The sequence below is a fragment of the Burkholderia diffusa genome, from assembly GCF_001718315.1.
Taxonomy (GTDB): domain Bacteria; phylum Pseudomonadota; class Gammaproteobacteria; order Burkholderiales; family Burkholderiaceae; genus Burkholderia; species Burkholderia diffusa_B.
In genome coordinates this window covers 1,749,987-1,769,264 of the sequence record NZ_CP013363.1, presented here as the reverse complement: position 1 = coordinate 1,769,264, position 19,278 = coordinate 1,749,987, and the positions used below count along the sequence as shown (strand labels likewise).

General features: G+C 68.9%; 18 protein-coding genes. 12 read left to right on the top strand and 6 right to left on the bottom strand.

Annotation, left to right across the window (positions count from 1 at the left end):
• The first annotated feature begins 148 nt into the window (after positions 1–148).
• Genes WI26_RS23190 through WI26_RS23180 form a run of 3 tightly spaced genes read left to right on the top strand, consistent with a single transcriptional unit; the run spans position 149 to position 1,686 of the window.
• Positions 149–1,021, top strand: a complete 873-nt coding sequence (locus tag WI26_RS23190; protein WP_059509127.1) for a LysR family transcriptional regulator — start codon at positions 149–151, stop codon at positions 1,019–1,021.
• 7 nt (positions 1,022–1,028) lie between these two features.
• Positions 1,029–1,340: a hypothetical protein gene (locus tag WI26_RS23185; protein ID WP_069227328.1), complete on the top strand. Its 312-nt coding sequence runs from the start codon at positions 1,029–1,031 to the stop codon at positions 1,338–1,340.
• 25 nt (positions 1,341–1,365) lie between these two features.
• Positions 1,366–1,686 (top strand): DUF7660 family protein, encoded by a 321-nt coding sequence (locus WI26_RS23180; RefSeq protein WP_069227327.1) that lies wholly within the window; start codon positions 1,366–1,368, stop codon positions 1,684–1,686.
• A 42-nt stretch (positions 1,687–1,728) separates the two neighbouring features.
• On the opposite strand, the gene WI26_RS23175 is transcribed toward WI26_RS23180, so the two are convergent.
• A complete protein-coding gene (locus WI26_RS23175) occupies positions 1,729–2,628 on the bottom strand; it encodes a LysR family transcriptional regulator (protein ID WP_069227326.1) in 900 nt (299 codons plus the stop codon).
• A 99-nt stretch (positions 2,629–2,727) separates the two neighbouring features.
• Between WI26_RS23175 and WI26_RS23170 the strand changes: the two genes are divergently transcribed.
• Positions 2,728–3,708 (top strand): NAD-dependent epimerase/dehydratase family protein, encoded by a 981-nt coding sequence (locus WI26_RS23170; protein ID WP_069227325.1) that lies wholly within the window; start codon positions 2,728–2,730, stop codon positions 3,706–3,708.
• 76 nt (positions 3,709–3,784) lie between these two features.
• On the opposite strand, the gene WI26_RS23165 is transcribed toward WI26_RS23170, so the two are convergent.
• The 5 genes from WI26_RS23165 to WI26_RS23145 form a co-directional block, all read right to left on the bottom strand.
• Positions 3,785–4,486, bottom strand: a complete 702-nt coding sequence (locus WI26_RS23165; RefSeq protein WP_069227324.1) for a DUF2848 domain-containing protein — start codon at positions 4,484–4,486, stop codon at positions 3,785–3,787.
• A 48-nt stretch (positions 4,487–4,534) separates the two neighbouring features.
• Positions 4,535–5,854 (bottom strand): MFS transporter, encoded by a 1,320-nt coding sequence (locus WI26_RS23160; protein ID WP_059468461.1) that lies wholly within the window; start codon positions 5,852–5,854, stop codon positions 4,535–4,537.
• Positions 5,855–5,922: 68 nt separating this feature from the next.
• Positions 5,923–6,609 carry a DUF4286 family protein gene (locus WI26_RS23155; RefSeq protein ID WP_059468412.1) on the bottom strand — a complete coding sequence of 229 codons (687 nt, stop codon included), beginning with the start codon at positions 6,607–6,609 and terminating at the stop codon, positions 5,923–5,925.
• A gap of 99 nt (positions 6,610–6,708) precedes the next feature.
• Positions 6,709–7,752: a LysR family transcriptional regulator gene (locus tag WI26_RS23150; protein WP_069227323.1), complete on the bottom strand. Its 1,044-nt coding sequence runs from the start codon at positions 7,750–7,752 to the stop codon at positions 6,709–6,711.
• Between the two features lie 192 nt (positions 7,753–7,944).
• Positions 7,945–8,736, bottom strand: a complete 792-nt coding sequence (locus WI26_RS23145) for an SDR family NAD(P)-dependent oxidoreductase (protein ID WP_069227322.1) — start codon at positions 8,734–8,736, stop codon at positions 7,945–7,947.
• Positions 8,737–9,163: 427 nt separating this feature from the next.
• Between WI26_RS23145 and WI26_RS23135 the strand changes: the two genes are divergently transcribed.
• The 8 genes from WI26_RS23135 (at position 9,164) to WI26_RS23100 (ending at position 19,101) form a co-directional block, all read left to right on the top strand.
• Entirely contained in the window at positions 9,164–10,042 is an 879-nt protein-coding gene (locus tag WI26_RS23135; RefSeq protein ID WP_059468414.1) for a neutral zinc metallopeptidase, read from the top strand.
• A 447-nt stretch (positions 10,043–10,489) separates the two neighbouring features.
• Positions 10,490–11,230 (top strand): helix-turn-helix transcriptional regulator, encoded by a 741-nt coding sequence (locus tag WI26_RS23130; RefSeq protein ID WP_069227321.1) that lies wholly within the window; start codon positions 10,490–10,492, stop codon positions 11,228–11,230.
• A gap of 217 nt (positions 11,231–11,447) precedes the next feature.
• Complete coding sequence (locus tag WI26_RS23125; protein ID WP_059509198.1) at positions 11,448–12,950, top strand: aldehyde dehydrogenase family protein; 1,503 nt, start codon at positions 11,448–11,450, stop codon at positions 12,948–12,950.
• A 93-nt stretch (positions 12,951–13,043) separates the two neighbouring features.
• Entirely contained in the window at positions 13,044–14,384 is a 1,341-nt protein-coding gene (locus WI26_RS23120; RefSeq protein WP_059539041.1) for an aspartate aminotransferase family protein, read from the top strand.
• Positions 14,385–14,636: 252 nt separating this feature from the next.
• Positions 14,637–16,139 (top strand): APC family permease, encoded by a 1,503-nt coding sequence (locus tag WI26_RS23115; protein WP_059539042.1) that lies wholly within the window; start codon positions 14,637–14,639, stop codon positions 16,137–16,139.
• Positions 16,136–16,726, top strand: coding sequence for a DUF3156 family protein (locus WI26_RS23110; protein ID WP_069227320.1), 591 nt, complete (start codon positions 16,136–16,138; stop codon positions 16,724–16,726). The genes WI26_RS23115 and WI26_RS23110 overlap by 4 nt, the downstream gene beginning before the upstream one ends.
• Positions 16,727–16,786: 60 nt before the next feature.
• A complete protein-coding gene (locus WI26_RS23105; RefSeq protein ID WP_069227842.1) occupies positions 16,787–17,725 on the top strand; it encodes a helix-turn-helix domain-containing protein in 939 nt (312 codons plus the stop codon).
• 167 nt (positions 17,726–17,892) lie between these two features.
• Complete coding sequence (locus tag WI26_RS23100; RefSeq protein ID WP_069227319.1) at positions 17,893–19,101, top strand: porin; 1,209 nt, start codon at positions 17,893–17,895, stop codon at positions 19,099–19,101.
• Positions 19,102–19,278: the final 177 nt, after the last annotated feature.

Sequence of the window (19,278 nt, the reverse complement as noted above, 5' to 3'; positions counted from 1 at the left end):
CGGAAGGATGAGGGCTGCAACGCAGGTCGAAACCGTTGGATCGGGCGCGCGCGGGCCGTTGAACCAACATTCTGCGGATTGCCGATGAATCGGAAAAGCGGGAATTGGTGGTAGCATCCATCGGATTACTCGATGGATGGAGAGGGCGATGCGTGGTTTCGACCTGGATCAGTTGCGCACTTTCGCGGCGGTGGCGGATGCGGGCAGCCTTACGGCGGCCGCGCCGCTGCTGCATCTGTCACAGTCGACGGTGAGCGAGCAGGTGCGCAAGCTCGAATCGCGCGCCGGCGTGCCGCTGTTCGTGCGCAGCAAGCGCGGCGTGGAGCCGACACCGGCCGGCGCACGTTTGTTGCAGCATGCGCGGCGCATCGTTGCATTGAACGAGGCAGCGTTCGACGAAGTTCGCGGACAGGCGATCAAGGGCGAGTTGCGCGTCGCGATCACCGATTACTACCGGACGCATGAAGTCGCGGGCCTGCTCGCGCGGTTGCGGGAGTGCTACCCGCAACTGAGCCTGCACGTGAGCGCGATGAAGAGCGCGGAAATCGAAGCCGCGCATGCGCGCGGACAGATCGATCTCGGCGTCGTCATGAACCTGTCGAGCGGCCCGTTCCGGCCCGCGTCGGCCGATACGCGCTGGGTGTTGCGACGCGAGCCGCTGTCGTGGGTCGCATCGCCCGCGCTCGCCGAGCAGTTGCCCGAGCCGTTGCCGCTCGTGCTGCTGCCGGACGACTGCATGATGCATCAGATCGCCGTGCGCTCGCTTGACGAGCAGCATGCGCCGTACGTGCTCGTGCACAGCGCGTCGGGCGTCGCGGGGCTGCAGTCGATGCTGGCGGCGGGGCTCGGTGTCGGCTGCCTGTGCGCGTCGGCGATCGGCGAGGGCCTCGTGCGGCTCGGCGCGAAATACCGGCTGCCGGCGCTGCCCGACGCCGTGTTCTCGCTGACGCCGCCGATGCCGGGTGAACGCGAGACGGTCACGCAGGCGCGCGAGGTGCTGTCGCGGCAATTGCTGATGTGAAGCAGGCATGCGCGTCGGCGCGCAAGAACGTATTCGACGGGAGTCGGTGCCGATGAAAATATCGAGAGATTTCGGAATCGTCGCTCGGCGCGCGGCGCTGGCCGAGAAAGCGGTCGACCTGTCCGCGGTCATGCGCGAATTCAATTTCGCCGACTGTTTCGACGAGTCGGACCGGCTGGTGTCGCTCGGCCCGTTCTTCGGCGGCGATGCTGCGGATGCGTGCATGAGGTCGCTCGAGCGCCTCGGGCACGTCTGCTTCGACGATTGCTTCATCGTCGAGCAAACGTATCCCGGCTGGTGCGAGGTGGAAGCTTTCTGAACGTTGCGTAGCAGGGGCGATACGCATGAACGACGAACTGAAAGGCGAGATGGCCGCGCGGCTGCAGCACGCGCTCGAGCGGGTGATCGACGAACGCACGCTGATTCATTTCCTGCGCGTGCTCGGCCATGACTGGCACAAGGAGCGCCAGCTCGACGCCGACGTGCCGCCGTCGCCGTTCGCGGCAGCCGCGCTCGGCTGGGAAAACCGCTCGATCGGCGAGTACCTGGAGGCGATGGTCGACTGGGCCGAGGCGTCCGAGGACGGGCTGCGCGGCTACGACGTGCCCGACAACCCGTGGCGACGCATGGCCGACATCCTGTTCGCCGGCAAGATTTACGAATAGCGCGCGTCGCGACGATGCCCGTGCGCGGCGAGTGCGAACGGCCTAGTCGGCCGTCCCTTCGGCATACGCGCGCAGCCCGTTCGCCAGCGCGTCGAACACGGCCCTGCAACGCGGGCTCGCCCGCAGATCCTCGTGCATGACCACCCAGGTTTCCAGTTTCATCGCGGGTCCGTCCGGCAGCACGCGCACGAGCCGCGCATCGCGCTGCGCGAGCCGGTTCTGGCAGAAGCCGATCCCGCAGCCCGCGCGAATCATCGCGAGCTGCGCGAGATTGCTGTCGGTGCGCAGCGCGAACGCATCGCGCTTCCACAGCGGCATCGCGCGCCCCGCCGAGCGGATGAACGGCGTCACCGTATCGAAGCCGATCAGCGCGTGATGCGCGAGTTCGTCCGCCGACGACGGCGTTCCGTTGCGCGCCAGGTAGTCGTCGCGGGCATGCAGCGCGACGTCGATCTCGCCGATGCGCCGTGCGACGAGCGCTTCCTGCGCGGGCGGCGCCATCCGCACCGCGATGTCGGCCTCGCGGTTCAGGATGTCCTGGATGCGATCGGTCGGCACCAGTTCGATGACGAGCCCAGGATGGTCGCGCCGCAACTGCGCAAGCATCGACGGCAGCACCTCGACCGCGATCACGTCGCTGGCCGAGATCCGCACGGTGCCGCGCACGCCCGCGCCGTGGCTCGCGGCCGCGCGCTCGAACGCGGCGGCCGCGCTGCGCAGCGCCTCGGCGTGACCGCGCAGCGCGAGCGCCGCCTCGGTCGGCAGCAGCCCCGACGGCGAGCGCGTGAACAGCGTCTGGCCGAACGCGGCCTCGAGCGCCGCGACGTGCCGGCCGGCCGTCGGCTGCGTGATGCCGAGCGCCCGCGCCGCGCCCGACAGCGAGCCTTCCGTCAGCACGGCGAGGAAGGTGCGGTAGCGTTCCCAGTTCAGATCGGTGGTCATGCATAAATGTATAGCCGATCCATTGGGTTCGGCAATTCCTTGTCAGGCCGGCCCACGCCAGAATGCGTGCAGACAACGGTTCATTCACGGAGAACGGCCATGGCGGTGAACGCAGGCGGAACGCAACGACAGGCACTCGTGCTCGGCGCGAGCGGAGGCATCGGCGGCGAGGTCGCGCGCCAGTTGCGCGATGCCGGCTGGCAGGTGCGCGCGCTCAAGCGCGGGCTCGCCGCCGAGACGGCGGAGCGCGACGGGATCGCATGGATGCGCGGCGACGCGCTCGACCGCGGCGCGGTGGTCCGCGCGGCGCGCGGCTGCACTGTGATCGTGCACGCGGTGAACCCGCCCGGCTACCGGAACTGGTCGACGCAGGTGTTGCCGATGCTCGACAACACGATCGCGGCGGCGACGGCGGCTCAGGCGACCATCGTGCTGCCGGGGACGATCTACAACTACGGTCCCGACGCGTTTCCCGTGTTGCGCGAAGAGGCGCCGCAGCATCCGGTGACGCGCAAGGGCGCGATCCGCGTCGAGATGGAGCGGCGGTTGCAGGCGGCGACCGCGCACGGCGTCCGCACGATCATCGTGCGGGCCGGCGATTTCTTCGGGGCGCACGCGGGCAACAACTGGTTCGGGCAGGGGCTCGTCAAGGCCGGCCGGCCCGTCGCGGCCATCAGCGTGCCGGGCCGGCCCGGCGTCGGCCATCAATGGGCGTACCTGCCTGACGTCGCGCGCACGATGGTTGAACTGCTCGAGCGACGCGACACGCTGGAGCCGTTCGCGCGCTTCCATCTCGGCGGGCACTGGGATGCCGATGGCACGCAGATGGCGCAGGCCGTGCGCCGCGTCGCGCAGCGGTACGGGATGCGGCCGACGGTGCGGCGGTTCCCTTGGTGGCTCGTGTGGGCCGCGGCACCGTTCGTCACGACGATGCGCGAGATGCTCGAAATGCGCTATCTGTGGCGCGAGCCGCTCCGGATGGACAACGCGCGGGTAACGGCGGTGCTGGGCCACGAGCCGATGACGCCGCTCGATACCGCGGTGGAGGCGACGCTGGCCGGGCTGGGCTGCTTGCGATGACATCGAGCCGCGCAGGCGGATGGCGCGCGTGCATGCGGTTCATGTCGTTGATCGCAGGCGCACCGGCCACCGTTCGTCACGCGACGACCGGCAACACCTCGACCGCATATCGATGCCGAAGACTGCGCCCGAGCACCGGATCGTGCAGCTCCATCTCGAACGCATCACCGTCGCCCATCGCCGCGATCGCGCCGTGCACGGCGACCGTGCCGCCGAACATCGCGCAGCGCGCGGGCATCGTGCGCCGGTCGTCGAAGCGCTGCCACAGCGAATCGGGCGCAAGCAGCCCGCTGACGGCGCCGTGCTGATACACGACGCGTTCGCCACCGGGCTTGACCAGCCATGAGCGCATTTCGATCGCGTCCCAGTGCTCGGCGACGTCCGCATGGCGCCACGCATCGCGGCCGAGCGGTTTCGCGCATACCTGCTTCGACACCGCGACGCCGTAGGCCTCGACTTCCCGATCCGTATGATCGGAACCGACGGTCACCAGCGTACCGACCGGGCTGTCGACCAGCACGCACTCGATCTCGCCGCCCGAGCGCGCGCCGAGCACGCCGATCGACGGCGCCTGCGTGAGCAGCGCGGACGACACGCGGTAGAAGCACGGCGTGGTCGACGGCGGCGCGACGCCGAGCGCCGCGAGTTCGTCGATGTGCGCGCGGATCGCGTCCGGATCGCGGCCGGCCCAGCCGGCGATCACGGCGCGTTCGATCTCGACGTCCACCTGGGCCGGTGCGCCGTGCGCGGACATTACGTTGAACGACAGGGCTTGCATGCGGGTATCCGTTTGAAGTGCGAATGAACGAGACGATCGGCAGGAGGGTCAATCCGCGAGCGGCCGGTGCGCGGTCTCGCGCGCGGCCAGCAGTGCGATCGACGTGACGACGAGCGCCGCGGTGACGTACAGCGACACGGCCGTCGTCGTGCCCGTCTGGCGGAACAGGGTCGCGATCACGAGCGGCGCGAAGCCGCCGCCGACGATGCCCGCGAGCGTGTAGGCCAGCGACGAGCCCGCGTAACGCACGCGCGTCGGGAACTGTTCGGTGACGAACGCGCCTTGCGGGCCGTACATCACCGCATGGATCACGAGGCCGATCGCCACCGCCGCGACGATCGCGCCGGGCCGCGCCGAATCGAGCATCGTGAAGAACACGAACGCCCACACGATCCCGGCGATCGCGCCGGCGAGGTACACCGGGCGGCGTCCGAAGCGGTCCGACAGTGCGCCGAAGAACGGCACCGCGAGCGCGTTGCAGGCCGTGCCGACCATCACGGCCGTCAGCGCGACCGGGCGCGACAGGTGCAGCACGGTCGTCACGTAGGTCAGCGTGAACACGACGATCAGCGCGTACAGCACGTCGGAACCGATCCGCGAGCCGCCGGCGATCAGCAGGCGCCGCCAGTGACACTTCAGCACTTCGGCGACGGGCACCTCGGCGGTCGCGTGCGATTGCGCGAGTTGCTCGAACTGAGGCGTTTCGTCGACGCCGCGCCGCAGCCAGAAACCGAACACGACGAGCAGCGCGCTGGCCGCGAACGGCACGCGCCAGCCCCACGACAGGAAAGTGTCGGACGTGGTGGAAAGCGTGACGAGCGCGATGCAGCCGGTGCCGAGCAGCGTGCCGAACGACGGGCCGATCTGCGTCCACGACGCGGACAGCCCGCGGCGCTTCTGGTCGCCGTGCTCGACCGACAGCAGCACCGCGCCGGCCCATTCGCCGCCGAGCGCGACGCCCTGCACGAAGCGCAGCGCGACGAGCAGGATCGGGCTCAGGATGCCGGCCTGCGCATAGGTCGGCAGCGCGCCCATCAGCGCGGTCGTCACGCCCATCAGCACGAGCGTGAGCATCAGCACCGCGCGGCGGCCGATGCGGTCACCGAGGTTGCCGAACACGAAGCCGCCGAGCGGACGCGACACGTAGCCCACCGCATAGGTCGAGAACGCGAGGATCGTGCCGGCCAGCGGATCGACCGACGGAAAGAAAAGATGGTTGAACACGAGCGCGGCGAGCGTGTTGTAGATCGTGAAGTCGTACCACTCGAGCGACGTGCCGATCATGCTCGCGGTCGCGAGTCGGCTGTTGCGGACGCGGCGGGGTGCGTGAGCGGCGGGCTGGGCGAGAGTGCTCATGATGTCGGGCATGTCGTGAAGGATGACGGGATGGCGCGCGTGCCGATGACCGACGACGCGGCCGGTGGCGAAATCGGCGTTCAGGCGGGCAGCGCGGTGGCCGCCGGCTTCGTTGCGGCATCGCGGCCGGCAGCCGGCAGCGGCGCGGCGGCGCGCCACAGCAGGTCGAAGCTGCGCACCTCGTCGTGACCGGCGATGGCGGTGGCGACGCGGCGCGCGGCCGCCGCATCGCTGCCCTCGATCAGCACGAGCGCGTCGGCCGCCGGACGCGCGGCCGCATCGGCGCCGATCGGCGCGGACAGGTCGGGCACGGTGCGGAACAGCCGTGCCGCATGGATGCCGGTTTCTGTCAGCACCGCATCGAAGCGCTCGCGCAGGTGCGGCACGTCGATGCGCTCGGGCGGCAGCACGAACAGCGCGAGATGCGTGCCTTCGCCGTCGCCGGCCTCGATCGTCAGGTCGCCGACGCGCCGCTGCGTGCCCGTCATCCGTTCGAAATTCGCGAGCGACCACGCGGTTTGCTGGGTGAATGCGCGCCGATACGCGTCGCTGCGGAACACGTCGAGCGTGTCCGTCACGTACAGCGCCAGATACTTGCGCGGGCCGCCGTCGGTCGCGCGAAACCGCCGCGCATGCGTGAAGCCGGGAATCGCGACACGCTCCTGCATGTGCTCGCGGTCGTACCACGCGTTGAAATCGGCTTCGTGCGCGGGGTCGATGTCCGTCCAGACGCAGAGCTGGCCGTGTGGAAGGGAAAGGCGGGTCATTGCGGGTTCTTCGTGACGGGGTGTGTCTGGAACCGCAGTGTCCCGAAGACGGGCCGCACCCGTCCAACAAGAAAACAAATTCGCGGTGAACAGGTTTTCTTATGAGCGGGGCGGACGGCGTTTCGCCGGGGTGGCGGGCGGTGCGGATTTCGGCGTGCGTTTTGCCGCCTCGGTCCCGGTTTTTCTTGCCGAGCGGGCCGGAGCGTTGGCGACATCGACATCGGCTCTTGCCTTTGCCGATGCGCCCGTCTTCGCATGACCCGATGCGGCCGGCATCGCGCGCGCCACTTCGCTCGCCAGTTCGGCGATGCGCGCGGCGACCGGCAGGCCCTGCGTGCGATACGACGCGACGAGCGGCAGCGCCGGGAACTCGGGTTCGACGTCGAGCAGTTCGAGCGCGCCTTCCTGCAGTTCGCGCCCGATGATCGCGGGCGGCAGCGCAGCCACGCCGAAGCCGTCGGCGACGAGCCGGATCATCGCGGCGACCGACGTGATGCAATTGATGCTGGCCGGCCGTTCGACGGCCGCGAACAGCCGTTCGATCGTTGCGTGAGGCCCCGAATGACGTGAGAAGCTGATGATCGGGTACGCGGCAAGCCGCGCGACGTCGAGCCGTTGGCCGCCGAGCCCGAGGCGCGGGCTCGCCGCCCAGCGCACCGGGAATTCGCACAGCGGCAGATTCGTGAAGTCGGGGCCCGGCACCGGGTCGGTCTGCAGGATCAGGTCGACGCCGTCGGTGCTGAGCAGGCGGATCAGGTGCAGCGTCGTGTCGCTCGTGATTTCGACGTCGAGGCGCGGATAGCGCTCGCGCAAGTGCGCCATCAACGCCGGAAACCAGCTGTGCACGATCGACTCGATCACGCCGATCCGGATCAGGCCCGCGTCGCTCGCCGCGTCGATGTCGCGCCGCATCTCGCTGTCGAGCCGCACGATCCGCTCCGCGTACGCGAGCATGCGCCGGCCCGCGGGCGTGAGCGTGGCCGAGCGCGTGTTGCGGTCGAACAGACGCACGTCGAACGCCTCTTCCAGCGACGCGATGCGGCTCGATACGGCCGCCTGCGTCGTGTGCAGTTTCTCGGCCGTGAGCCGGAAATTCTCCAGCTTCGCGAGCCAGACGAAGGTTTCAAGAAACCGGATGTTCATCGCATTCCGAGCGGTGAGGCAGGGCCGCGCGGGGGCGGCGGGATCGGCCGATGTTAGCGGATTTCCGGGGCGGGAGACGTGCGCGGCGTGTGTCGGAGCAGGGGAGCGGGCATTCGAGTGCAGGAATGCACGCGCCCAACGTCGCGCGGCCGCCTGCAACGAGGTGTCACGCGGGCTTCGTGTCTCCAGGCGTCACGGCTTGTCGAACGCGAGCGTCGGCACATCGACGACCATCGCGCCGCCGTCGGCCACGAGCGTCGCGCCGGTCACGAACGATGCGTCGGGCGAGGCCAGGAACGCGCACACGGCCGCGATCTCGTCCGGATCGGCCGCGCGCCGCAACGGCACGTCGGCACTGACGCGCGCATAAGCGCCGTCGAGCGTGTCGCCGTACGCGGACATCAGCGGTTCCATTTCCGCATCGGCCATCGGCGTGCGAACCCAGCCCGGGCACACCGCGTTCGCGCGCACACCATGCGGGCCGTAGTCGCGTGCAAGCGAACGCGTGAGCCCGAGCAGCGCATGCTTGCCGACCGTATAGCCGCATACGCCGGGCCCGGCCGCCAGCGCGGCGATCGATGCGACGAGCACGATGCTGCCGCGCCGCGCGATCAGGTCGGGCAGGCACGCGCGCGCGCTGACGAACGCGGTGTCGAGGTTCGCATGCATCGCGTCGCGCCATTGCGCGTCGCCGGTTTCGTCCGCGCGGCCGAGACCGTGGCCGCCCGCGCATGCGACGAGCGCATCGACGGGGCCGAACCGTGCGGCGATCTCGGGCAGGAAACGGGCCCAGTCGGCCGTGCTCGCGGCGTCGCCGGCGAGCGCGAGGCCGCCCGTCTCGGCGGCGAGCGCGTCGAGCGGCGCCCGACGCCGCCCGATCAGCACGACGCGATCGCCGCAGGCGGAGAAGCGGCGCGCGCACGCGGCGCCGATGCCGGTGCCTGCGCCGGTGATCGCGATCGTACGGGGTTGCGGGTGCGTCATGTCGTTCTCCGGAAGAGCATCGTTTCCGGTCACTTTAGGCCGCGCCGCCGCACGCCGGTATCCGCCGAAAGGATGAACGCGAACCGGCCGAACGGTCGAGGGCGGTATCCCGCACGGGGCCGATTCGCCAGGTCGCGATCATTTTGCAAAGGCTGACGATGTTCGGCGCCGAATCGCTCTATCCTCCGTATTTTTGCGATAAGTCGCAAAAGCCCGGCAAAATGGCGCGGGCGCGCCCGCGCATCGGTGCGTGGCGCGACGGCCGGCCGATTCCGTCGTGCAAGCGGAGCGGCGGGCGGCAAGATCGGCGTGCGAACGCGCCCGATCCGGATGCATCGCGTCTGCCGGTGGCGCAGGGCGCGGTGGCTGATCGCCCGGTCGCGCATCGCGCGGCCGGACCATCGACAAGAACAGGGAGGGGCCGGCAATGAGGCTGGACGACGAAAGAGAAAGCGTGAACGTCGAAGATCGACGCGGCGGCGGCGGGTTCGGCGGCGGGCGCGCGACGATCGGCATCGGCACGATCGTGGTCGCGCTGGCCGCATCGTATTTCTTCGGGATCGACCCGCGCGTCGTGCTGGAGGGCGCCTCCGCGCTGCAGGGCCGGCAGCAGCAGGCCCAGCCCGCGCCCACGCAGCGCCAGGGTGCACCGGCGAACGATCCCGGCGCGGTGTTCACGCGCAAGGTGCTCGGCAACATCGAGCGCACGTGGACGGACGTCTTCAACACCCAGTTGCATGCGCAGTACCAACCGCCGAAGCTCGTGATGTTCACGAACTCGACGCCGACCGCATGCGGCACCGGTCAGACCGCGATGGGGCCGTTCTACTGTCCGGGCGACCGCAATGTCTACATCGATCTCGGCTTCTACGACGAACTGCGCAAGCGATTCGGCGCGGGCGGCGATTTCGCGCAGGCCTACGTGATCGCGCACGAAGTCGGCCATCATGTGCAGAACCTGCTCGGCATTTCGGACAAGGTCGATGCCGCGCGCCGCCGTTCGAGCGAAGCGCGCTCGAACGCGCTGTCGGTGCGGATGGAACTGCAGGCCGACTGCTTCGCCGGCGTGTGGGCGAACAACGCGCAGCGCGCGAACCAGCGGCTGATGGAGCCCGGCGATTTCGAACAGGGGCTGAAGGCGGCCGCCGCGATCGGCGACGATCGGCTGCAGCAGCAAGGGCAGGGCTACGTCGTGCCGGAAAGCTTCACGCACGGCACCAGCGAGCAGCGCGTGTACTGGCTGCGGCGCGGGATGGAATCGGGCGAACTGAGCGCCTGCGACACGTTCGCCGCGAACGCGCACTGACGCGGACAGGGCGGGCGCGTTCGCCGCGCTTGCGTCGCGAGGCGGCGAGTGCAGGCGCTTGCGCGCAATTCGCCGATCGTTCTGATCGCGCGCGGTTCGCGTGCGCGATGTGTCACACGGCACGATTGCCGTCCCGACCCGCTGACCCGCTGACCCGCTGACCCGCTGACCCGCCGAACCGCCGAACCGCCGAAGCGCCGAACCGCCGAAGCGCCGAACCGCCGAAGCGCCGAACCGCCGAAGCGCCGAAGCGCCGAAGCGCCGAAGCGCCGACCCGCCGAGCATGCGGCTGCCGGCGGGGCGATCGCTGATTTTCGGCGTCGTCGCGATACGGCGGGGATCCTTCCGCCACGCACGGATGAATTGCCGATTTGTGCTCACCGGCCCATTTCGGCGCCGGTAGGCTGGCCGGAACTTCGACGCGTTCGGCCGCCGGCCGCTGCCATCATGCCGACCTCACCCGTTTCCGCCGATCAAGAAGCCGCCGACTGGCAGCGTGCGCTGCGCGCGTGCGTCGACGCGTTCGACGCGTTCGCGAGCCCGTCGGCGATCGTGTTCTACCGGCTCGACCTGAGCGGAGAGCCGGCCGATTTCGAGCTGTTCGGCATGCCCGAGTCGATGCATCGCACCTACATCGCGCGCTACCGGATGCTCGATCCGCTGCATCCGTCGCGCTGCGCGGCAGGCGCTCACGCCGTCGTGACGCTTGCTTCCCAATTGCCTGACGAAAGACGCGATGCGTCCGCGTACTGGACCCGTTTCCTGCGGCGGCACGATGTCGCCGACGTTGTCGAGATCTGGCTGCGCGACGACGCGGGCCGGACGGTCGGCGCGTTTTCGCTGCTGCGCTTCGGGAAGATCAATGCGGGCGGCGGCCCCGGCAACGGCACGGCGGGCCGGTTCGCGCCGGGCGAGATCGATGCGCTGGCGCGGTTGCAGCCAGTCGCCGAAGCCGCGCTGGCCCCGTTGCTGCGCGCGCGGCGCGGGATTCACCGGATCGGTTGCGACGAGCGGTTGACCTATCGCGAGGAGCAGATCGCCCGCCTCGTGCGCGACGGCCGCTCGAACAAGGAGATCGCGCGCGATCTCGCGCTCGGTCAGCCGACCATCAAGACGCATCTCATGCGCATGTACCGGAAGCTCGGCGTGTCGAACCGCACCGAGCTCGTCGGCGCGTTGTTCCTGTAGTTCTTTCCGCGCCGCACCCGCATGCCCCCCGCGCGATTCATCCGACGATAGCGCGGCGCTCGCACGCCGCCATTCCACGTTCCTGGCTCACCTGCTTTTCGATCCTCACGCGCTTGCCAATTTGCGCTCACCGGGCGCGATCCCTCGTCGATACAGTGGTTCGACACCCGCATGCCGAAGCGCACGCGGCCCAGCCATGACAATCATCGAGACGCCCATGAGCACCACGAACTTCGTCGCGGTCAGCGACACCGTGCGCACCTTTGTCGCACGCGACTTCGGCCTCTTCATCGACGGTCAAATGCAGCCCGCGCACGCGGCCGCGCGGCTCGACGTGCATGACCCGGCGACGGGCGAGCGGCTCGCGACGGTCGCGGACGCCGACGCGCACGACGTCGAACGCGCGGTCGCCAGCGCGAAGCATGCATTCGACACGCGCGTGTGGAGCGGGCTGCGTCCGGCCGACCGCGAGCGCATCCTGCTGAAGCTCGCCGACCTGATCGAAGCCGACGCCGAAACGCTCGCGCAGCTCGAAACGCTGAACCAGGGCAAGTCGATCCACGTGTCGCGCGCGATCGAGGTCGGCGCGAGCGTCGAATACGTGCGCTACATGGCCGGCTGGGCGACCAAGATCACGGGCCAGACGCTCGACGTGTCGATCCCGTTCCCGCCCGGCGCGCGCTATACGGCCTATACGCGCAAGGAGCCGGTCGGCGTGGTCGCCGCGATCGTGCCGTGGAATTTTCCGCTGATGATCGCCGTGTGGAAGCTGATTCCAGCCCTCGCGGCCGGCTGCACGATCGTGCTGAAGCCGTCGCCGGAAACGCCGCTCACCGCGCTGCGCCTGGCCGAACTCGCCCGCGACGCCGGCGTGCCGCCCGGCGTGTTCAACGTCGTCACCGGCGGGCGCACGTGTGGCGCCGCGCTGTCGAGCCACCCGTCGATCGCGAAGATCTCGTTCACGGGTTCGACCGCGACCGGCAAGCTGGTCGGCGCGGCGGCCGTGCAGAACATGACGCGCTTCTCGCTCGAGCTCGGCGGCAAGAACCCGATCGTGATGCTCGACGACGTCGACGTCGGGCAGGCGCTCGACGGCGTCGCCGCTGGCGCGTTCTTCAACCAGGGGCAGGTGTGCGCGGCCGCGTCGCGCATCTATGTGCACCGCAGCAAGTTCGCGCAGCTCGCGGACGGCCTCGCGAGCGTCGCGCAGTCGATGAAGCTCGGCGCGGGCCTCGACACCACCGCGCAGATCAACCCGCTCGTCTCCGCGCACCACCGCGACAAGGTCGTCCAGCACATCGAGGGCGCGCGCCGCGCGGGCCTCACGTTTCTCGCGGGCGGCACGCCGGCCGACGACCTGCCCGGCTACTACGTGAAGCCGGCCGTGATCGCCGATCCGCATCCCGACAGCGCGATCGTGCGCGACGAGGTGTTCGGCCCGGTGATCGTCGTCGTGCCGTTCGACGATGCGGCCGACGCCGTGCGTCTCGCGAACGCGTCGCCGTACGGCCTCGCCGCGAGCATCTGGAGCAACGACCTGAAACGCGTGATGAACCTCGTGCCGCAGATCGAAGCCGGCACCGTATGGGTGAACTGCCACATTCCGCTCGACCCGTCGATGCCGTTCGGCGGCTACAAGCAGTCGGGCATCGGCCGCGAATTCGGCCAGTACGCGATCGACGGTTTCACCGAAACCAAATCCGTGTGCATCGCGCACTGACGCGCGGCGCCCGTTCCGAACATCCCGGCAACCTCGAACTTCAATCCTCGATCGCTCGATCGGGGCTCGAACTATCCGAAAGTGGAGACTGCAATGAGCTACAACGAAGCAAAATTCTGGCACCCGATGCTGCACCCGAACGAAATGAAACGGCGCAAGCCGATCCGCATCGTGCGCGGCGACGGCTGCTATGTGTTCGACGAAACCGGCAAGCAGCTGGTCGATGGCGTCGCGGGGCTGTGGAACGTGAACGTCGGCCACAACCGCCAGGAAGTGAAGGACGCGATCGTGCGCCAGCTCGACGAGCTCGAATACTTCCAGCTGTTCGACGGCATCTCGCATCCGCGCGCGGAAGAGCTGTCGAAGAAGCTGATCGACATGCTGGAGCCGGAAGGGATGCGGCGCGTGCTGTACAGCTCGGGCGGCTCCGATTCGATCGAGACGGCACTGAAGATCGCGCGCCAGTACTGGAAGGTGCGCGGCCAGGCCGATCGCACGAAGTTCATCTCGCTGAAGCAGGGGTATCACGGCACGCACTTTGGCGGCGCGTCGGTGAACGGCAATACCGTGTTCCGCCGCAATTACGAACCGAACCTGCCCGGCTGCTTCCACGTCGAGACGCCGTGGCTGTACCGCAATCCGTTCACGCAGGATCCGGAGGAACTCGGCCGGATCTGCGCAGAAATGCTGGAGCGCGAAATCCAGTTCCAGAGCCCGGACACGGTCGCCGCGTTCATTGCCGAGCCGGTGCAGGGCGCGGGCGGCGTGATCGTGCCGCCGGCCAACTACTGGCCGCTCGTGCGCGAGGTGTGCGACCGCTACGGCGTGCTGCTGATCGCCGACGAAGTCGTGACGGGCTTCGGCCGCAGCGGCAGCCTGTTCGGCAGCCGCGGCTGGGGCGTGCGCCCGGACATCATGTGTCTCGCGAAGGGAATCTCGTCCGGTTACGTGCCGCTCGGCGCGACGGCCGTGAACGCGCGGATCGAGGATGCGTTCGCCGCGAATGCCGACTTCGGCGGCGCGATCATGCACGGTTACACGTACGCCGGGCACCCGGTCGCATGTGCGGCCGCGATCGCAAGCCTCGACATCGTCGTGAAGGAAGACCTGCCGGCGAATGCGGCGAAGCAGGGCGCGTATCTGCTCGAAGCGCTGCGATCGTTCCCCGAACGCTTCGCGGCGGTCGGCGAGGTGCGTGGCAAGGGGCTGATGCTCGCGCTCGATCTCGTCGCGAACAAGCAGACCCGCGAGCCGATCGACCCGCTTTCCGGCTATGCGAACGCGGTCGCGGAAGTGGCGCGCGAGCACGGCGTACTGGTGCGCCCGGTCGGCACGAAGATCATCCTGTCGCCGCCGCTCGTGATCCAGCGCGAGCAGCTCGACAGGATCGTCGATGCGCTCGCGGCAGGCTTCGAGGCCGTGCCGTTCGCGTGAGGCCGTGACGCGGAAATCGCATGACGCCGAACCGGCGGTGGGGGCGGGATAACCCGTGCGCCATCGCCGGTTTGCCGATTTGCGCTATGAACGGATTATTTTGCCTGCGTATTTTTTCGACATCGGATCAGGATTGGATCGACAGGGGCCGGGTGGTGACGCGCTGAAGCGCCACCCCGGGCCAATCGCGAAGCATGGAACGGAGCGGGCGCCGTGGCGCGCGCTCCGGCCTGAAAAAGGAAGGAGACGAAGATGTCGGGATGGTCTGGAGTGACCGGCGCCGCAGGCGATACGCCCGCCGGTGCGTCGGCTGAAGCAGGCGGCGGCACGGTGCTGAAGGCGGGCGCGGTCGGTTTTCCGACCGCGCTGGCGAGCGCCGTCGGCCTCATCATGGCGAGCCCGGTGATTCTCACCGCGACGTCGGGCTTCGGAATGGGCGGCTGGGCGTTCGCGGTCGCGATGATCATCGCGTTCGTGATGATGCAGGCGCAGGCGACGACGTTCTCCGAAGCCGCCGCGATGCTGCCGACCGCCGGCTCGGTTTACGATTACCTGTCGTGCGGGCTCGGCCGCTTCTGGGCGATCACCGGCACGATTTCCGCGTATTTCCTTGTGCACGTGTTCGCCGGCACGGCGGAGACGATCCTCAGCGGCATCATGGCGCTCGTGAACTTCGAGTCGCTGAACGCCGCGTTCGAGAAGCACAACAGCTCGTGGCTGGTCGGCGTCGGGCTCGTCGTCACGTTCGCGATCACCAACATCATCGGCATCAAGGTGTTCAGCAAGCTCGAGATCGTGCTGACGGCCGGCATGTGGCTTTCGTTGATGATCTTCGGCATCCTCGGGCTCGCCGCGGCGCCGGCCGTGCATCTCGACGGCTGGTTCGGCGGCTCGGAAGTCGGCACGTCGGTGCCGGCCGTGCTGTCGCTGGTCGGGATGGCGATGTTCATGTTCGTCGGCTGCGAATTCGTCACACCGCTCGCGCCGGAAATGAAGGCGCCCGGCCGCACGATCCCGCGCGCGATGGCGCTCGGCCTCGTCGGCGTCGCGATCTGCATGTTCCTGTACGGCGCGGCGATCCGCCGCCAGGTCGCGAACGTGCCGGTGAGCGCCGACGGCCTCACGCATCTGCTCGATACGCCCGGCGCGATTCCCGCATTCGCGCTGCAGGTGCTCGGGCCCTTCGGCCGCGTGTGGTTCGGCATCGCGTTCCTGTGCGCGGGCGCCGCGACGATCAACACGCTGATGGCCGGGCTGCCGCGCATCCTGTACGGGATGGCGATCGACGGCGCGCTGCCGCGCTGCTTCGCGTATCTGCATCCGCGCTTCAAGACGCCGGTGGTCGGCATCGTCGCGTCGGCGATCGTGCCGATCTTCCATGCGTGGCTGATCAACGGCAACCTCGACAGCATCCTGCACCTCGTGCTCGCCGCGACCTGCGCGTGGGGCACCGCGTATCTGCTCGTCACCGCGTCGGTCGTGATGCTGCGCATTCGTCGCCCGGACTTGCCGCGCCCGTATCGCTCGCCGCTGTTTCCGCTGCCGCAGATCGTGTCGAGCGTCGGCATCGTGCTCGCGATCTGGTACATCACGCCGCCCGGCATGAACGCGCGCGACATCTACGTGCCGTTCGGCGCGATGCTCGGGCTCACCGCGCTGTATGCGCTGTTCTGGACGGTCGTCGTGCAGCGCCGGCATCCGTTCAAACCGGTGCCGGTCGAGGAAGTGCTGCGCAACGAGCACGTCGCGTCGTGAGGCTCGCCTTCGCCCGGTGGCGCAGGGCGCCCGACTCCCCGCCGCCCGGCCATCGGCCAGGCGCGGTCGCCGCGCGCGTGCTGGCGGACCTCGGTGCGGTACGCGATGCGAACGGAGGCACTGCGGAAGCGCTGGCCCGGCTGCCGAACGGCGTGCGCGTGCGTATCGACGAATGCGTCGACCGTCAGTTCCTGATGCATACGGTCGCGGTACGGGTGTCGATCGACGCAGATGGCCCGGCCGGGCACGGCCATGCGCGCGTGCTGCAGACCGGCTGGCTGCGGCGCACCGGCATCGCGGCCGAGACCGCGCCGGGATGCGACCCCGGCTTCATGCGGGCAGTGGCCGCGCTCGTCGCCGATTCGTCACTTGCCGACGCGCTGCGTCCGCTGCACCTGACCGACTGCACGATCGCCGCGCGCGATGGGCGCTGGACGCTCGCCGTCGTGCCGTTCGGCGGCAGCGAGGTCGTGAACCGGATGCCGTCGTTTCGCCGTTATGTTCGGCTGACCGGCGACCAGGCCGCCGCGCTGTCGGCGGCTTGCGTTGCATTCGAAACTGCGCTGCACGGAATTTTGCAAGGGTAAGCTGTGCCGTTGCGCGCCGTGCGGGCGCAACGTGGATTCAGGGTTTCACCGGAGATGCCGATGCTGTTCCAGTCACGCTCACACGAAGACGTGCACGACCACGGGCTCGCGATCGCGGGTTGGCATCAGGTCTACCGCCAGATGACGCCGGGCCGGTTCAGGGGCACCGTCACGCAGGTGCTGTACGACGAGTTCCATTTCTTCCGCGAGACGACCAATCGGCGGGTCGCGCAAACCGGTGTCGCGCCGGCCGGACGCACGTCGCTCGCGGTGCCGCTGTCGATGCCGCTCGCCGGCACGTTCCAGAGCCAGCCGGTCGACGGCTATGCGCTGCTCGCGCTGCGCGCCGGCGAGGATTTCGAATTCCACACGCCGGAAGGGATGGGGCTGGTCGGGATCAGCGCCGCGTCGGACATGATCGAAGAGCTCTGCGAAGCCGAGTTCGGCGCGGCCGGCGCGCGCAAGCTGCGGCACGTCACGCGGCTGTCGGATGCGCAAGGCGTCGCGCTCGGCGTGCGGCTGTCGTCGCTGATCGACGATGCGCAGCGCAATCCCGACTGCCTCGAATACGCGGCCACCCGCAAGATGTTCCGCGACGCGATGCTCGGCATGTTCCTCGATGCCCTCGATCAGGGCATCGGCGCCGAGCGCCGCGACATCACGCACGCGACCTACAGCGATATCGTCAGCCGTTGCGAGAAACACCTCCGCGAGCGACCCGAGGAACCCGTCACCGTGCTCGAACTGTGCCGCGCACTGCGCTGCAGCCGCCGCACGCTGCAGACGAGCTTTCAGCGCGTCGCCGACGTCACGCCCGTCGGCTATCTGCGCACGATCCGGCTGAATGCGGTGCGGCGCCTGCTGCGCACGACCTCGGCGCGGCAACTCGGCGTCGGCGAGGCCGCCGCCCGCTGGGGCTTCACCCATCTCGGCTATTTCGCACGCGAGTATCGCGACCTGTTCGGCGAGCTGCCGTCGCAAACCTTGCGTCCGGAATGACGTCCGCGTATCGCGACGGTGCGGCCGCCGCCGCATGGCGTCCGTTCGCTGCACCGTTTGCTGATTTGGGATAGAGGTCCGGAATTTTCGCTGGATAGAGTCCTGTCACCCATATCGACAACTCCATCGGTCTGCACTGCGAATCGATGACATCAGAGGGGCGGGACATGAAGATCGGACGAAGCCTGGCGGCGGCCGCGGCCACGCTGGGTTGCATGCACGCACAGGCGCAGACTTCCGGCAGCGTGACGCTGTACGGCACCGTGGACACCGGCATCATCTATTCGACCAACCAGCAGTTCACGCGGGCCGACGGCAGCACGGGCAGCGGTCATGCGTGGCAGATGGGCGGCGGCAACCTCGTGCCGTCCCGTTTCGGCTTTCAGGGCGCCGAGCCGCTCGGCGGCGGGCTCGACGCGGTGTTTTCGCTCGAGCAGCAATTCCTGTCCGCGAACGGGCAGGCGCTGCAGGGCGGCACCGCGTTCAGCCGGCAGGCGTGGGTCGGGCTGCGCCAGGATTCGATCGGCACGCTCGGCTTCGGCCGGCAATACGACTCGTACACGGACATGCTCGGCGCGTACGTGTCGAGCAACAACTGGGCGACGCCGTACGGCTCGCATCTCGGCGACGTCGACAACCTGAACGCCGCATTCAACTTCAACAACGCGGTCAAGTTCACCAGCGCGGACTTCAACGGCCTCACGTTCGGCGGCACGTTCAGCTTCGGCGGGCAGGCCGGCGATTTTTCCGCGAAGCGCGGCTATGCGGTCGCCGCGACCTACACGCGTGCGCCGGTCGCGTTCTCGGTCGGCTATCTCGACCTGCACCAGCCGCTCGACGCGGCGCTCGGCGGCGCGAGCGGCTACATTGGCGACTTCGCGTGCAGCAACCCGGGCGCGATGTACTGCCTGTTGCAGGACGCCGGCTCGATGCGCGCGTTCGGCGCCGGTGGCTCGGTGACGCTCGGCGCGGCGACGATCGCGCTGACTTACACGCACACACGCCTGGGCGACAGCCGCTATTTCTCGACCGACGCGCAGCCACGCAGGCAAGCATTCACGTTCGACATCGGCGAGCTGAATGTCACGTACATGTTCACGCCCGCGCTGCAGGGCGGCGTCGCGTACATCTTCAATGCCGCGCACACCGACGGGCGCGGCGCGACGCGCTTCCATCAGGTCAACGTCGGCACGAACTACAGCCTGTCGAAGCGCACCGCGCTGTATGCGGTCGCGATCGGCCAGATCGCGAGCGGCACGGGGCTCGGCAGCGACGCAAACGGCAATGCCGTGAATTACGCGCAGATTCCGGTGCTCGCGAACAGCAATTCGAGCCGGCAGCTCGCGGTGATGGCCGGGATTCGCGTGAATTTCTGACGGCGCGCATGTGGCGAAGCGGGCGCAGCGGCCGGCTGCGATGGCCGGCCAGTGGCGCCGCGTGCCACAAATTCTTAACGATCGACGTGAACAATGGCGTTCGCTTCGGGGCGCCCGAAGCGACGCCTCGCGTTGCACACGTGTGCAACGCGAGGCCGACCCGCCACCACGCCGATC